General features: G+C 69.3%; 15 protein-coding genes. 5 read left to right on the top strand and 10 right to left on the bottom strand.

Going from position 1 to position 14,432, the window contains the following annotated elements:
- Window positions 1-8: 8 nt before the first annotated feature.
- The 3 genes from ACZ4S3_RS21695 to ACZ4S3_RS21685 are packed head-to-tail and all read right to left on the bottom strand — an operon-like array spanning window position 9 to window position 2,304.
- Window positions 9-827, bottom strand: a complete 819-nt coding sequence (locus tag ACZ4S3_RS21695) for an ABC transporter permease (protein ID WP_467936590.1) — start codon at window positions 825-827, stop codon at window positions 9-11.
- Window positions 824-1,843 (bottom strand): ABC transporter ATP-binding protein, encoded by a 1,020-nt coding sequence (locus ACZ4S3_RS21690; RefSeq protein WP_467936588.1) that lies wholly within the window; start codon window positions 1,841-1,843, stop codon window positions 824-826. Before ACZ4S3_RS21690 ends, ACZ4S3_RS21695 begins: the two co-directional genes overlap by 4 nt.
- A complete protein-coding gene (locus ACZ4S3_RS21685; protein ID WP_467936586.1) occupies window positions 1,840-2,304 on the bottom strand; it encodes a MarR family winged helix-turn-helix transcriptional regulator in 465 nt (154 codons plus the stop codon). Before ACZ4S3_RS21685 ends, ACZ4S3_RS21690 begins: the two co-directional genes overlap by 4 nt.
- 76 nt (window positions 2,305-2,380) lie before the next feature.
- Here ACZ4S3_RS21685 and ACZ4S3_RS21680 point away from each other — a divergent pair, with 76 nt between their 5' ends.
- Window positions 2,381-3,214 (top strand): SDR family oxidoreductase, encoded by an 834-nt coding sequence (locus ACZ4S3_RS21680; protein ID WP_467936584.1) that lies wholly within the window; start codon window positions 2,381-2,383, stop codon window positions 3,212-3,214.
- 55 nt (window positions 3,215-3,269) lie between these two features.
- On the opposite strand, the gene ACZ4S3_RS21675 is transcribed toward ACZ4S3_RS21680, so the two are convergent.
- On the bottom strand, window positions 3,270-4,481 hold the full coding sequence (locus ACZ4S3_RS21675) for a cytochrome P450 (RefSeq protein ID WP_467936582.1): 1,212 nt from the start codon (window positions 4,479-4,481) through the stop codon (window positions 3,270-3,272).
- A gap of 215 nt (window positions 4,482-4,696) precedes the next feature.
- Between ACZ4S3_RS21675 and ACZ4S3_RS21670 the strand changes: the two genes are divergently transcribed.
- From ACZ4S3_RS21670 to rfbB, 4 genes are read left to right on the top strand one after another with little or no spacing between them, the layout of a single operon-like run.
- Window positions 4,697-5,359, top strand: coding sequence for a class I SAM-dependent methyltransferase (locus ACZ4S3_RS21670; protein WP_467936580.1), 663 nt, complete (start codon window positions 4,697-4,699; stop codon window positions 5,357-5,359).
- A gap of 37 nt (window positions 5,360-5,396) precedes the next feature.
- Entirely contained in the window at window positions 5,397-6,443 is a 1,047-nt protein-coding gene (locus tag ACZ4S3_RS21665; RefSeq protein WP_467936578.1) for a ketoacyl-ACP synthase III family protein, read from the top strand.
- The gene (locus tag ACZ4S3_RS21660; protein ID WP_467936576.1) at window positions 6,440-7,510 is read left to right on the top strand and encodes a glucose-1-phosphate thymidylyltransferase; all 1,071 of its coding nucleotides are present in this window, start codon (window positions 6,440-6,442) and stop codon (window positions 7,508-7,510) included. The genes ACZ4S3_RS21665 and ACZ4S3_RS21660 overlap by 4 nt, the downstream gene beginning before the upstream one ends.
- On the top strand, window positions 7,507-8,547 hold the full coding sequence (gene rfbB, locus ACZ4S3_RS21655; protein WP_467936574.1) for a dTDP-glucose 4,6-dehydratase: 1,041 nt from the start codon (window positions 7,507-7,509) through the stop codon (window positions 8,545-8,547). Before ACZ4S3_RS21660 ends, rfbB begins: the two co-directional genes overlap by 4 nt.
- On the opposite strand, the gene ACZ4S3_RS21650 is transcribed toward rfbB, so the two are convergent.
- From ACZ4S3_RS21650 to ACZ4S3_RS21625, 6 genes are all read right to left on the bottom strand, one after another.
- The gene (locus tag ACZ4S3_RS21650; RefSeq protein WP_467936572.1) at window positions 8,534-9,784 is read right to left on the bottom strand and encodes a TrmH family RNA methyltransferase; all 1,251 of its coding nucleotides are present in this window, start codon (window positions 9,782-9,784) and stop codon (window positions 8,534-8,536) included. The genes rfbB and ACZ4S3_RS21650 overlap by 14 nt on opposite strands.
- Before the next feature lie 61 nt (window positions 9,785-9,845).
- Complete coding sequence (locus ACZ4S3_RS21645) at window positions 9,846-10,505, bottom strand: response regulator transcription factor (protein WP_467936570.1); 660 nt, start codon at window positions 10,503-10,505, stop codon at window positions 9,846-9,848.
- Window positions 10,506-10,799: 294 nt separating this feature from the next.
- The gene (locus ACZ4S3_RS21640; RefSeq protein WP_467936568.1) at window positions 10,800-11,564 is read right to left on the bottom strand and encodes an NAD-dependent epimerase/dehydratase family protein; all 765 of its coding nucleotides are present in this window, start codon (window positions 11,562-11,564) and stop codon (window positions 10,800-10,802) included.
- Window positions 11,564-12,544, bottom strand: coding sequence for a Gfo/Idh/MocA family protein (locus tag ACZ4S3_RS21635; RefSeq protein WP_467936566.1), 981 nt, complete (start codon window positions 12,542-12,544; stop codon window positions 11,564-11,566). The genes ACZ4S3_RS21640 and ACZ4S3_RS21635 overlap by 1 nt, the downstream gene beginning before the upstream one ends.
- Window positions 12,545-12,548: 4 nt before the next feature.
- The gene (locus ACZ4S3_RS21630) at window positions 12,549-13,931 is read right to left on the bottom strand and encodes an NDP-hexose 2,3-dehydratase family protein (protein ID WP_467936564.1); all 1,383 of its coding nucleotides are present in this window, start codon (window positions 13,929-13,931) and stop codon (window positions 12,549-12,551) included.
- 42 nt (window positions 13,932-13,973) lie between these two features.
- Entirely contained in the window at window positions 13,974-14,432 is a 459-nt protein-coding gene (locus ACZ4S3_RS21625; protein WP_467936562.1) for an SRPBCC family protein, read from the bottom strand.

Here is a 14,432-nt window from a genome sequence, read left to right as displayed (position 1 = left end):
CGCCGCTCTCAGCCCAGGGCGCGCCGGCGGAACCCCCGGATTCCCAGGGCCGCCAGGGCGATGTCCATGACCAGCAGAACCCCCAGGCTCACCCCGAGCGGGATGTGGTCGACGGACGGTACGAGAGCGGCGCGCAGTCCTTCGCTCTGGTAGGTCATGGGGTTGAGCGCCGTCACCACCTGGAACCACCGCATGCCGTCCAGCGACGGCCATGGGTACTGGATCCCCCCGGTGAACATGAGCGGCGTGAGGATCAGCGCGAACATGATGTTCACCCGCTGTGGTGGGAGCGCGGTGCCCAGGATCAGGCCGATGGCTCCGCCTGCCCAGCCGCCGAGCACGAGGCAGAGCAGCATCCAGGGCAGGCCGACCGCCCGCCAGGGCGCGGAGCCGGCGACCAGCGCGCTGAGCGGGTACATGAGGAGAGCGGCGAACACGGCACGGAGCGTTGCCATCACCATCTTCTCCACCGCCAGCAGGCGGAGCGGGATGGGCGCCAGCAGCCGGTCCTCGATCTCCTTCGTGTAGCCGAACTCCATGATGAGCGGGAGGGCAACGGTCTGGAAGGCGGCGACGAAGCCCGTCAGGGAGATGACCCCGGGCAGCAGCACATCGCCGAAGTCCTTGCCGACGTAGCTCATGCCGCCGAGGACCTTGACGAACACGAACAGCATGAACAGCGGTTGCACCGTGACCTGGCAGAGGAACACACCCAGTTCCCGGCGGGTGGTGACGAACACATCGCGGCTGAGCACGGCCAGGAAGACCGTGCCGGCCCGCGGGCTCCGGCGGCCGGCCGGTACCGCTGCGGGGTGCACGGCGGTCATCGCAATCCCCTTCCGGTGAGCTGGATGAAGACGTCCTCAAGGGTGGGCCTGCCGACGCGGACGCCGGACAGCGGCGTTCCGCCGTCGGCCAGCATCCGGGTCACCGGGACGAGCACCGCGGCAGGGTCCTGGGTGGTGTACAGGCGCAGGTCCGTGGCGGTGGCGGAGGCGTCCGTGCACTCGACGCGCTGCATGCCGTCAAGGTCACAGAGGCCGGTCAGAAGACCGTCGGGGATGCCGTCCTGGGGGACGTTCACCGTGATGTCCAGGACGGCTTGGCCGCCCAGGCTGCGGGCGAGGTCCTCGGGTGTGTCCAGGGCGAGGATCCTGCCGTGGTCCACGATGGCGACCCGGTCGGACAGTTCCGCGGCTTCCTCCATGTCGTGCGTGGTCAGCACGACGGTCACGCCCCGGCTGCGCAGTTCCCCGACCCGGTCCCAGACGAAGAGGCGGGCCTGCGGGTCGAGCCCGGTGGACGGCTCGTCCAGGAAGAGCACCTCGGGTTCGTGGATGAGGGCACGGGCGATCATCAGGCGCTGCACCATGCCACCGGAGAAGACGTCGACGCGGTCCTCCGCCCGGTCGCCGAGCCCGAAGACGTCCAGCAGCTCATCGGCGCGCGCCAGGCGCTCCTTACGGGGCACGCCGTGGTACGCCGCGTGGAAGAGGAGGTTGTGCCGGGCGGAGAGCGAGCGGTCGAGGTTGTTCTGCTGCGGTACGACGCCGAGCCGGCAGCGCGCCTCGACGGACGACGAGGACACGTCGATGCCACCGAGGAACACCGTGCCGCTCGTGGGGACGATGCGAGTCGTCAGAATGCCCAGCGTCGTGCTCTTTCCCGCGCCGTTCGGGCCGAGCAGGCCGAACACCTCTCCAGGCGCCACGGTGAACGACAGTCCGTCGACCGCGTTGACGGTGCGCTTCGGGTACTTCTTCACCAGGTCGCGCACCTCGACCGCGGCGCGCGCCGGAGCGGCTGCCGCCGTCTGTGGTGGGACGCGGAGTTCCTGGGTCAACTGCCCTGCTCCTCCCCGTAGTTCTTCGCGATCAGTTCGATCAGAAAGGCCCGCACGATGGCTACCGACGCTTCGTCCTGCTCGACGTCGGTCGGCGGGAATTCGGCGCGGATCTCCTCGCCGATGGCTCTTATGGTCTTCTCGCCCTGTGGGGTCAGTGCCAGCCGTACCTGGCGCCGGTCCCGCTCCGAGCGGTGACGGCTGACGAGCCCGTCCCGTTCCAGGGTGTCCACGACTCCGGTGAGGGTCGACGGGTGCACCCAGCAGCGGCGGGCGATTTCCCGATGCGTCGCCTCGCCCCGGGTGAGGACGAGCAGGACGTTCACCCCGGCGGCGGAGACCCCGTGCTGACGGCCGGCCAGGCGGTCCCATTTGCGGCTGACCACGTGTCCGGCGAGGGAGACCAGGTGCGGCAGTGCCGCTTGCTCGAGGTCGGCGTGGAGTTCGTCGCGCAGTGGCATGGTGAAAGCATAGGGACCCAATGATCAGGGTGCAAATAATTGGGTACCTGATGATTAGCCTATGAAAGGAAATCGGATGATCCTGGTAGTGGGAGCCACGGGGAACGTCGGCCGGGCGCTGGTCCCGATGCTGGTGCGGCGCGGTGTGCCGGTCCGCGCGCTGAGCAGGAAACCGGAGGCGCTGCCGGGCCTCGACGGTGTGCAGCCGGTCGCGGGGGACCTGGATGTGCCCGACTCGCTGGAGACCGCGCTGCGGGGGGTGGACAGCGTCTTCGTGGCGACCCGGGCCTCCCGGATGCCCGATCACGTGGCCGGACTCGTCACCGCGGCCCAACAGGCCGGCGTCCGGCGGCTGGTGCTGCTGTCCTCGCTGAGCGTGGAAGGCGAGCCGCTCGAGACCATCGGGCGCTGGCACGCCGCCGGCGAGCGGATAGTGCGGGAGAGCCGGCTGTCCTGGACGTTCTTGCGTGCGGGCGCCTTCGCGTCCAATGCCCTGGAGTGGGCGGACGGCATCCGGACCGACGGTGTGGTCCGGGCTCTGTACGGCAACGTCGTCACGGCCCCCGTCGCCCCGGAAGACCTTGCCGAGGTGGCCGCGCGCGCCCTGACGGAGCCCGGCCACGAAGGCCAGGTGCTCCGCGTCACCGGCGCCCACCCGATCAGCGCCGCGGAACAGACCCGGCTCATCGGCGAGGCGCTCGGCCGCCCGCTGCGCTTCGAGGAGGTGCCGCAGGAGACGGCGCTGGGGTACTTCGCGTGGTGCGGTCCCGATGCCGCGGCCACGCTGGCCGCGCTGAGGGACAGTCAGGCTCCGTGGGCACGGGCCGGGAACGCCGTACGGGAACTGACCGGTCGTCCCGCGCTCAGCTTCGAGGACTGGCTGGCGGACCACGCGGACGACTTCCGGTGACCCGGTGGCGGCGGTTCCCGCCGGGCCCACCGGTGAGAACCGCCGCCACCCCGGATCACCACCTGACCGGCAGCTCTTCCACGCCGTACACGACGGCGTCCTCGCGGAACCGCAGCCGGTCCGTGGGAACGGCCAGGGCCAGCTTCGGGAAGCGCCGGGCCAGCGCGCGCAGGGCGACGGCGAGTTCGACCCTGGCGAGCTGCAGGCCGACGCACTGATGCACCCCGTGGCCGAAGGCGAGGTGCGTCCCCCGCCTCCGCGCCGGATCGAAAGCGTCCGGGTCGGGGAACCGTTCGGCGTCGCGGTTGGCCGGCGCCAGGGAGGCCACCACCGTCTCCCCCTTCCGGATCGCCGCGCCCGACAGCTCCATGTCCTCCTGGGCGGTGCGGAACAGGCCGAACTGAAACACCGTCAGATAGCGCAGGAGCTCGTCAACGACGCGTTCGGCACCGTCCGGATCGGTCCGCAGCGCGGCGAGCCACTCCGGGTGCTCCAGCAGGGTCAGCACACCGAGCGACAGCATGCTCGCCGTACTCTCGTGCCCGGCCACCAGCAACAGCGTGCCCATGCCGACCAGTTCCTGGTCGGTCAGCGGCGGCTGCGTCCCGTCCGCCGTGATCAGCTCGCTGAGGAGGTCATCCGCCGGCCGGTCGCGCTTGGCGACCACGAGCCGGTGGATGAATTGGCACACCGCGTCCCGCGCCGCATCGACCTCGGCATCGCCCTCCAGCGACAGCAGCGTCGACGACGTGCGCTGGAATTCGGCGACGTCCTCGTACGGCACTCCCAGCAGCTCGCAGACGACAAGGGACGGAATCGGCAGCGCGAACTCGCGGACCAGATCCACCGGACCGTCGCCCAGGCCCTCCATCGCCGCCAAGCGGTCCTCGACGATCTGCTCGATCCTCGGCTTCAGCTTCCGGATACGACGCGCGGAGAACCCCTCGTTCAGCAGCCGGCGGTAGCGGGTGTGCTCCGGGGGATCCATCAGGATGAACATGCCGGGAGGTATCCAGGCGGGCCCATCGCCGTCCGCCGGCGCCACCCCGTGCGTACCCGAACTGAGCCGCGTGTCCGCCAGGACCGCGCGCACATCGGCGTACCGCGTCACCAGCAGGCCTTCCTGGCCCCCTGGCAGTCTCACCCGGCACGGCGCACCCTCCTCGCGGATGCGGCGGTACTCCTCGGGTGGATCCAGCGGGCAACGCCGCCCGGTCGGCAGGAATGCCACGCCCGTTTCCGGTGCGTCCGTTTCGGCCTCAGACACTGTCAGCTCCCTTGCGTCGGCTTCGGGACAGTCCGAACCTGTGTCGCAGGCTAAGGCCCGGCACGCGCGCATCCGGCCGGAATGCGACCGTGGTGCGGGAACCCGATACACACTGCGCGGGATTGCCGCAACAATTGCCGGCACCGCTTGACCCGGTCTGTTCGGCGGCCGAAGAATCGCAAGCGCCGACCCGTCACATTGCCAAGGCAGGGAACATGAACGCCATCAGCAGCTCCGGGCAGGAAATTCGTGACTACTATTTCCAGGCTTACGAAAACACGGACCCGTCCGAACAGCAGTGGACAACGGCCACGGCCGCTCCGGAACTCGTGGAACTGGTGCGGTCCGGCGCCCTCCCGCCGGGCGGCTCCGTACTGGACATAGGGTGCGGCGTCGGTTCGGAATCGGTGTACCTGGCCGGGGCGGGCTTCGACGTGACCGCCGTCGACATCGCGCCGCAGGCCGTCGAGCGCGGCCGCGCCCTCGCCGAGGTCTACGGGTACACCGTTGACTGGCACGTCGCCGATGTCCTGGAACTCCCCTTTGCGCAGAGCCGGTTCGACGTCGTGACCGACCGGGGCTGCTTCCACTGCCTGCGTGCGCCCGAGCGTGCCCGGTTCGCGGAGGGCATCGCGCGGGTGCTGCGCCCCGGCGGCCTCTACGTCCTGCGCTGCGTCTCCAGCCAGCGCCCCGGGCAGCCGGAGGCGGACGCGGCGACTCACTTCGTGCGGACCTTCGGGGTCTCCAGCACCGACCTGTGGGAAGCCTTCGGCGCCCAATTCCAGGTGGAGCACATGGAACTCGGCAGCGCGGCTCCGGACAAGGACGCCGCCACGCCCTACGGCTGGTACTGCCTGTGGCGCCGTCGCGCCGAGTGATCAGCGATGCACGTTCCCCAGAGCTCAGGAGCTCCCCATGCGCTGGAAGCAGGAGTTGTACGTCGCCGCGGTCGGTACGGCGCTTGCGTCCCCGGTCTCCGCGGAGTCCGAGGTGGCGGCCGGCCGCCTGACGGCCGAGCGCCGGGCTCAGCTCGACTATCTCTCGGTACGCGTCTCATCCGATGAAGCCGCGGCCGACCTCGCGGTCCGCGCGGGGCGGGCGGCGGTACGCCAATCCGGCCTGGATCCCCAGGACATCGGCCTGGTGCTGCACAGCAGCCTGTGGTTCCAGGGCCTGGACATGTGGGCCGCGGCCAGTTACGTGGCGGCCGGCGCGGTCGGAGCCCACCCCGTCGCCTTCGACGTCCAGCAGCGGTCGAACGCCGGTCTCGGCACCCTGGAGATGGCCGCGGCATGGCTCACCGCAGGCCCTTCGGCAGGCACCGCCGCGCTGCTCACCACCGGCGACCGGTTCGCCCCTCCCGCCATCGACCGATGGAACTCCCAGGAGGTGTGCGCCTACGGCGACGGCGGAACGGCACTGCTGTTGTCGCGCCGCGCGGGGTTCGCGCGCCTGCTGGCCACGGTGACCCTCGCCGACAACACACTGGAGCCGGCCGGCCGGGGCAAGGAACCGTTCGCCGAAGCACCCGGCGGCAAGGTCCCCGTTCCCCTGCTCCAGCGCGCCGAGGACTACGCCTCGTCGCCCGCCTCCGACGGTTCGGGCGAACGGCTGCTGAGCCTGCTGCGCCGTACCGCTGAGCGTGTGCTGGCGGACGCGGACACGTCCGTGGACGACCTCGCCCGTGCGGTGCTGCCGGCCACCCACCGGGGGAACGGCCGTTATGAGCTCCACCACCTGCTCGGCCTGCCCGAGGAACGCACGACGTGGGACTTCGGCCGGCGCACCGGACACCTGGGTACGGGGGACCAGTTCGCGGGCCTGGCCCACCTCCTGGAGGAGGGGAATCTCGCGCCGGGGGACCGGGTACTGCTCTACGCCGGCGGAGCCGGTTACACCTGCACCGCCGCCGTCATCGAAATGACCGGGACGGTCCGGGCACCGCGGGAGTGGCGGGCATGAAGGCACTGGTCCTGGCGGGCGGCGCGGGCACACGCCTGAGGCCGATCACCCACACCTCCGCAAAACAGCTCGTTCCCGTGGCCAACAAACCGGTGCTCTTCTACGGCCTCGAAGCAATCGCCGCGGCCGGCATCACGGATGTCGGCGTCATCGTCGGCGACACCGCCGGGGAGATCCGCAAGGCGGTGGGTGACGGCTCGCGGTTCGGGCTGCAGACCACCTACATCCCCCAGGACCGCCCCGGGGGCCTGGCACACGCGGTGCTGGTGGCCCGTGCCTTCCTCGCCGACCAGGACTTCCTGATGTACCTCGGCGACACCTTCGTCGACGGCGGTGTCCCCGAACTCGTCGACGCCTTCCGCCGGCAACGTCCCGACGCCATGCTGCTGCTCGCGCGCGTGGAAGACCCCAGCGCCTTCGGTGTGGCCGTGGTCGACGACCGGACCGGGCGGGTCCACGGGCTGGAGGAGAAACCGGCCGTCCCCAAGAGTGACCAGGCGATCGCCGGCGTCTATGCCTTCACGCCGGCCATTCACCGGGCGGTCGACTCGATCGTCCCGTCGGCACGGGGCGAGCTGGAGATCACCGGGGCCATCCAGTGGCTGATCGACGAAGGCCGGCCGGTCGGCTCGCTGCCGGTCCGCGGCTTCTGGAAGGACACCGGCAACATCTTCGACATCCTGGAGGCCAACCGCCTTGCCCTGGAGGGCCTTCAGCCGCGCATCGACGGTGCGGTCGACGCCGAGAGCCAGATCGTCGGCCGGGTGCACATCGAGGCCGGCGCGACGGTGCGCCGCTCCCGCATCGTGGGCCCGGCCGTGATCGGCCGGAACGCCGCGGTCATCGACTCCTACGTCGGTCCGTACACCAGCCTCGCGGAGCAGAGCAGTGTCGTCGGCAGCGGCATCGAATACTCGATCATGCTCAGGGGCGCCTCGCTGGAGGGGGTGCACCGCATCGAAGGATCCCTCATCGGACACGAGGTCGAGGTCAGACCGGCGCCCCGGATGCCCGCGGCCCACCGCCTCTTCCTCGGCGACCACAGCAAGGTGCAGATCTCCTCATGACCACTCAGCACATCCTCGTCACGGGCGGGGCCGGATTCATCGGCTCGCACTATGTCCGCACCCTGCTCGCTCCCGGCAACCCGTCCCGGATCCGGCTGACCGTGCTGGACAAGCTGACGTACGCGGGTGACCCGGCACGCCTGGCGCCGGTACGCGACGACCCGCGGTTCACCTTCGTCCAGGGCGACGTGGGTGACGCACCGCTGGTGGACGAACTCCTGCGCACTCACCATCAGGTCGTGCACTTCGCGGCGGAGTCACACGTCGACCGTTCCATCAGCTCTGCGGAGGCGTTCGTCCGCACCAATGTGCTGGGGACCCACACCCTGCTCGATGCGGCACTGCGCCACGGCACCCGGACGTTCGTCCAGGTGTCCACGGACGAGGTCTACGGATCCACGGAGTCCGCCTCCTGCACGGAGGAAGCACCGCTGGCACCGTCATCGCCCTACGCGGCATCCAAGGCCGCCGCCGACCTGCTGGCGCTCTCCTACCACCGCACGCACGGCCTGGACGTACGCATCACCAGGGGGTCGAACACCTACGGACCGTGGCAGCACCCGGAGAAGGCGGTTCCCCGCTTCGTCACGGAACTCCTCGCCGGGCGCAAGGTCCCCCTCTACGGTGACGGGCTGCACGTCCGCAACTGGCTGCACCTGGACGACCACGTCCAGGGCATCGAACTGGCCCGTACCCGTGGCCGCGCCGGTCAGTGCTACAACGTGGGCGGCGGAACCGACCTGAGCAACCTCCGGCTCGCCGAGCTCCTGGTGGCGCTGTGCGAAGCGGCGCCGGACATGATCGAGCACGTCGCCGACCGGCCCGGACACGACCGGCGCTACGCCATCGACATCGCCAAAATCCGCACGGAACTGGGCTTCCGGCCGCGCCGCCGGATCGAGGAGGGGCTCGCCGAGACCGTCGCCTGGCACCGGGAGATCCAGCGTGGAAACCGGGGACAGGACGACGGCCCGGACGGACGCACACCCGGCCAAGAAGCAGGCGGGTGCGAGGAGTTGGCCGTCAGCGGTCAGTGACCTGGCCGGCCTGCTCCTGGGGCTCGCAGAGCCGGGACGCGTTGGCCTGTACGCGGCGCAGCATGTCGCGCAGCTGGTCACGTTCACCGGAGGACATGCCGGCGAGCAGTTCCTCCTCCACCCGCTCCTGGGACGACCACATCGCCGCCAGCGCCTGCTCACCGACCGCGGTGATGGACACCACGTCGGCCGATTCCGAGACGAGGTAGCCGCGGTCCTGTAGCGGACGCAGCACCTCGGTCAATTCCTCGGTGTCCGCGCCGATGTCGCGGCGCAACTCGGCCAGGGGGGTGGAACGTTCGCAGGCCACGACCATGAGCGCCACCATCTGCCGGCTGTCGAGGTCACCGATCTTGCGCAACTCGGTGTCGAGGGCGGCCCGCACCAGGCGGGCGGTGACGTTCAGCTCGCGGCCGAGCGTGCCGCGGATGTGCTCCGTAAGCATGGTGAGGATCATTTTGGCCCGCAATTCATAGATGCTGATACCGGCTGCCACGCCGACGTTGAGCGATTCGACGCCGCCGGCCATGGGAATCTGCACGATCAGATCGGCGGCGTCGAGCGTTTCCTCGCTCACCCCCGCGGTCTCATTGCCTATGACCAGCGCGACAGGTCCATTGCGCAGCGGGGCCATGGTCTGCAGATGGGTGCCCCGGGGGCTGGTGGCGACGACTTGATAGCCGGCCGCCTTGAGCTGCTTCACGGCAGCGGCGGGGGTGGTGAACCGGCGTATCCGGCTGGTCAGCACCGAACCCCGGGCCGCGTCCAGCACCCTGCGGGAGCCGAGGTCCGTCTGATCGTCGGTCAGGACCACGTCACGTACCCCGAGTGCTCGTGCGGAGCGCACCAGCGTCCCCAGGTTGCCGGGGTCGGCGATCCCCTCACAGACCAGGGCGAAATCGCTGCACTCGCTGTCCGCCGCGACCTCCGGGGGCAAGTCGGCGAGGGCGACCCAGGAAACCGGCTTGGACCCGCCCACCGCCTTCGGCAGCAGACCGTTGCGCACCTCGTGGACGGGAACGCCGGCGGCAGTGAGTGCGGACTCGAGCTCGGGGTCCGTCGCGTCGATGGCACGCATGACATACCGCAGCCGTGCCCCGCCGACCAGGGCCTGCTGGATGAGGCTTCCGCCTTCCAGCAGGCACCGTCCCGCGGCGAGGCGACCGGCCCGGGTCAGCAGTGTTCTCGCTTCTGCGATGCGCGGATCCTTGATTGATTGAATGATGGGAAAGCTCACACCGAGATCCTTTCACATCCGCAGTGTGACGAGCCGCCGCTTGCCCTCGGTGGGCCGATCGTCACAGCACTTCCATGAGATTGACCAGTTTTGCCTCACGAGCGAAAGCGCTCAATTGGCTGCGGTCGCGCAACCCGGTCTTCACTTTGATGCTCGCCCTATGAGCTTCCACCGTGCGGAGGCTGACGTGGATGCGTCGGGCGATCTGCATGTTCGTCAGGCCGGCGCCGATCAGCGCGAGAACTTTCTGCTCGCGTGCGGTCAGCGAGGACACGACTCCCTTTTCCTTCCCCGACAGGACCCTTTTTCCGACGGCCGAATCAAGGTACATCCCGCCGGCCATTACAGTGCCGACCGCGGACGAGAGCTGCGTCAGCGGCGCGCCTTTTCTGATGTAGCCGTGTACTCCGGCCTGCATCACTTTCTGGGCGATGGTGGAATCCAGGCATTCCGTGAGCACCAGGATCCGGGAGTTCGGGAATGACGAGGAGATGTCGGCGACTTCGGTGATGATCCACCGGTCCTGGAGGCTGAGGTCTGCCACCAGCAGGCATGGTCGCCACAGTTGCACCGTCTGTCGAAGCTCGTCGGCATTGGCCGCTTCCGCGGTCACGACGAGGCCGCATTTCTCAAGTACGGACCGGACGCCGTGACGTACCACGGGGTGATCGTCTGCCACGACAGCAGCTTGCGTCGACGGATCGATTTTCTCGGCAGTCATCCACTATCCCCCATATCCTTCTGGCCAAGAGCACGGAGAAGATGCAACTTGGAAAGCAGGAAGCGGGGGAGTAGTGGCGGGGAGAGCCTAAAACAGGCTCCGGACGGTCAGTCCCGGTGCGCGCGGTGCATGCCGACTGCGCCTGTCCTCGCGATCGCAAGATGTCTTCGTCCCCCGTACCTGAAGAGCGGCGGCAGTGGTTGACGCCGCTGGTTCTCGATATCGAACACTAACATTAAATTATGGCTGGGAGGATGTGGCGAGGGGGGTAACTTCCGGACACTGATTGAAGGTTCACCTGTTAGTGCGGCCGGTGTCGGACCAGTGACTTTCCGTATAGGCGTCCAGTAGTCGCTGCGTATAGTCGGGCCCGAAGCTGAACGGCCACTCGGGGAGCAGCCGCCGGAGTTTGTCGATGGAGACCGATGTGCCGGACGGCGGAGCCTGAACCAGGTTTTTGCGGACGGTGACGCGCAGACGTGACTCAATATCGGCCACAACTTTTTCCATCGGATACAGAATTCCTGAAGCGATATTGACGACCTCATTACGAACCATTTGCCGTAGCAGGGAGTCCAGCGCGGTGCGCACGTCCGTCACATCGATGAGATCCCGGCTCGCCCCCAGGTGGAGGGACACGCTGCCCGACCGCATCTGCCGCAACAGCGAGGGGAGCAGCTGGTGTTCACGCTGGCCGATACCGACCACGTGGCTGAGGCGGAGAATCAGCCAGTCGGTTCCTGCGCTCCGCACCTCTTCTTCCAAGGCCAGCTTGTGCCGCCCGTACCCGTCGAGCGGGCGCGGCTCGGCATCCTCCCGGGCCGGCTCATCGCGCACGCCGTACAAGGACGACGAGGCGGTGGAGAGGAAGACCACCGTGCCTCCGCGGTCCGCTGCGCGGGCCAGTTCGCCCCGGACCAGTGCGGCCTCCCTGGCGAACTCGGCCGGATCGGTGACACGGGTGCTGGAGACTCCGGCGGCGAGCAGGGTGACCTGCGGATGGCGCTCGCCCACCGCCGTCATGTGCCGGGCGATGAACCCCCGTCCGACGATACGCATCAGACCACTTCCCGCCGTGCGTGCCGCCGGATCGCGTCGGCGATCTCCAGCGTGCGGACGGCATCGGCGCCCCAGGCCGCCCGCTCATCCCCCTGCGCCACCCGCAGCACCGCCGCGGCGAAGGAGCCCACGGCGTTGACGAACTGATCGTCCGCCGGCAGCGGCAGTTCCTCGGCTTCGGGCGGGGACGCGAGCCGCAGGGACGGTGTCCACGTCTCCGGCGGCGTGAACGCGCGCGACAGCTCCGCGCGGGCGGCGCTGCCCCACAGCCGGTAGCCGGAGCCGTAGGCATGTCTGATCCCGAACGTCAGGGTCGCCGCCACGCCCTGCGCGGACCGCAGCAGGGCCGTGCCTCCCATGTCCACGCCCAGTGTGCAGTCATACCGCAGCACGGCGCCGATCAGCTCGAGATCATTGCCCAGAAACATCTGGGCCGCGCGGAGGGGATACACACCGGTGTCCAGCAGGGCGCCTCCCGCCAGATCGGCGCGATGGCGGATGTTCCCCGCCTCGAGCGGAGGGATGCAGAACGCCGAGTGGAATTCCTCCAGTTGTCCGATCCGGCCCTCGGCGAGCAGCGAGCGCACGGTGCGGTGCTGCCGGTGGTGGAGGAAGGCGAAGTTCTCCCGGATCACCAGATCGCGTTCACGGGCCATGGCGACCAGATCGGCGGCCTCGTCCGCCGTGGCGGCCATCGGCTTCTCCACGAGAACGTGCTTGCCTGCCCGCAGGGCGGCGGCGGCCCACGGGTGATGCAGGCCGGTGGGCAGAGGGATGTAGACGGCGTCGACGTCATCGCGGGAGAGCAGCGCTTCGTACGTCGGCGCGGTGGCGCACCGCCACTCCTGGGCGAAGCGGTCCGCTTTCCGTGGGTCCCGGCCGGCCACGACCGTCACCGAGCAGTCGGGGTGGCGGATCACGGCGGGGACCGTACGCCGCCGGGCGATGTCGGCCGTGCCGAGCACTCCGAACCGAACCATGCGATCACTGACCTCCCGCGCCGCCGCGGACCGTGCCGTCCGCCGCGTTCACCGTCAGGCTGTGCAAACAGGCCGCCAGACTGCGCGCTTGCACATTGACGTAGTTGCTGTGCCGCAGCAGCTCGCCCAGCTGGGCAAGGGTCACCCAGACGAAGCCCGCAGGTTCCTCGAGCGGCCACCGTTCATCGGCCTCCACCACGAGGTGTCTGGTCCTCGCGTGCAGGAACCGCCCCCCTTCCTCGGACAGCACGGTGTCGAACCGGATCCGCTCGGGCGAGGCGGTCAGGACGTCGCGCAGGAACGGCGGTTGTGTCTCCGTCGCCGAACCCGGCTCGTCCTCCACCGGAAAGCACTGGACCGTCGGGCTCAGTTCCGCAAGATCGGGGGAGCCGGGCTCCACGCCGATCCTGGCCAGCGCGTGGAGCACCCCGTCGATCCGCCGGATGACGAACGCGGCCAGCCCGGTGCCGTGCGGCGCGACCATGGGCTGGTGCCAGGCGGCCACTTCCCGGCCGGGGGCGGTGACGTCCACCCCGACGACATCGAAGCCGCCGGCGCCGGCGGCCGGTGACAGGGACCAGCCGTCGCGCTGCCAACCGCCCACCGCGGCAAGCGGTATGAGACGGGACCGCACCGCCCCCTCGGCCCGGTACCCGGTGATCCGGTGCAGGACCTCGCCGGTGGTGTGAAGTCCCCTCCCCACGGGGGCGAGTCCGCAGGACAGCAGGCATGCCAGTACGGACCTGGTGTCCATCTGGACGAGGTCGTCCTCCCGGAGGAGGCGGTGCAGTTCCGCGAGCGACAGCCAGCGGAACCCGTCGGCCGCCTCGCAGGACCCGGAGACACGGACGACCATGTTGCGGTTGCGCTTGCGGAAGCACCACGCCCCGTGCTCGGACTGCAGGACGTCCACCAGGACGTCGCGCGGTCCGGCCCGTAGGAAGTGGTCCAGGTAGGGAACGGCGGAACCGCCGTGCACTCCGGTGAAGTTGCTCCGGGTGGCCTGCACCGTGGGGGACAGCTGCACACCGTTGCAGTTGCCCGGCTCCGTCTTGGCCTGCACCAGAAAGTACGGCTCTCCGGCGCACTGCCGGGTCAACAGGCCCAGGAGGCCAACCTCCGGCTGGTGGATGACCGGCTGGGTCCACCGGGCGGCCGAGCCGTCCCGGTGGGAAACCTCCAGGCCCTCGACCGTGAAGAAGCGGCCGCTTTCGTGCTGGAGGTTTCCCGTTCGTGCGTCGGTCCGCCATTTGGTCATCCGGTCCAGGGGTATCCGCTGGACCCGGTGGGTGTCCCTGCGCCGTCGCTCGTCCAGCCAGTGGCGGAATCCGGGAAGCGCCGACGGGGGACCGGCGGGGTGCGGGCTCCGGGGCTCCGGGGTCGACACGGCCGTTCTCCTCTCCCTGTGAGAAGGCGTCTTGAGCAGGCGTCACTTCGAAAGGGCGGCTTGCTCCTCCACGAATTCGACGGTCGCCCGCAGTGCCTTCTCCGTGCCCTGCCGGATGATCCGCGCCATGGTCGGGCCGTCGACGGTGGAGGTGTCGGTCATCTCGAAATCCTGTACGCAGCGGATGCTGGAACCGTCAGCCTCCTCGCGGTAGATCCAGATCAGGTGGGCGTACCGGAAATTGGGGTTCCCCCAGCGCCGTGCGTACACCGTGTAGTCCTCGGGGCGCATGATCCGCTCGACGAAATAGGACCAGGAGCGGCCCTCGCGGTCGGGCAGGGTCTGCACTTTGAGTACCTGCGAGCGGCGCTCGTCGTCCTCGGCCACCAGACGGTGACCGTCCGAGGAGTGCCGGCGGTCGTTCTCCATCGAGTTCGCCAGCGTCCACAGGGTCTCCAGGGGCGCCTTGACGAAGACCTTGCTGTCGATGTGCTCGGCCAT

The organism is Streptomyces sp. NPDC028368 (assembly GCF_055565615.1).
Note: the sequence above shows the minus strand (reverse complement) of the source record. Positions and strands in the feature narration are given on the sequence as shown.

Coding starts and splice junctions, on each gene's coding strand:
- ACZ4S3_RS21695 (WP_467936590.1), bottom strand. CDS start 827: ATGACCGCCGTGCACCCCGCAGCGGTACCGGCCGGCCGCCGGAGCCCG.
- ACZ4S3_RS21685 (WP_467936586.1), bottom strand. CDS start 2,304: ATGCCACTGCGCGACGAACTCCACGCCGACCTCGAGCAAGCGGCACTG.
- ACZ4S3_RS21680 (WP_467936584.1), top strand. CDS start 2,381: ATGATCCTGGTAGTGGGAGCCACGGGGAACGTCGGCCGGGCGCTGGTC.
- ACZ4S3_RS21670 (WP_467936580.1), top strand. CDS start 4,697: ATGAACGCCATCAGCAGCTCCGGGCAGGAAATTCGTGACTACTATTTC.
- ACZ4S3_RS21665 (WP_467936578.1), top strand. CDS start 5,397: ATGCGCTGGAAGCAGGAGTTGTACGTCGCCGCGGTCGGTACGGCGCTT.
- ACZ4S3_RS21660 (WP_467936576.1), top strand. CDS start 6,440: ATGAAGGCACTGGTCCTGGCGGGCGGCGCGGGCACACGCCTGAGGCCG.
- rfbB (WP_467936574.1), top strand. CDS start 7,507: ATGACCACTCAGCACATCCTCGTCACGGGCGGGGCCGGATTCATCGGC.
- ACZ4S3_RS21645 (WP_467936570.1), bottom strand. CDS start 10,505: ATGACTGCCGAGAAAATCGATCCGTCGACGCAAGCTGCTGTCGTGGCA.
- ACZ4S3_RS21640 (WP_467936568.1), bottom strand. CDS start 11,564: ATGCGTATCGTCGGACGGGGGTTCATCGCCCGGCACATGACGGCGGTG.
- ACZ4S3_RS21635 (WP_467936566.1), bottom strand. CDS start 12,544: ATGGTTCGGTTCGGAGTGCTCGGCACGGCCGACATCGCCCGGCGGCGT.
- ACZ4S3_RS21625 (WP_467936562.1), bottom strand. CDS start 14,432: ATGGCCGAGCACATCGACAGCAAGGTCTTCGTCAAGGCGCCCCTGGAG.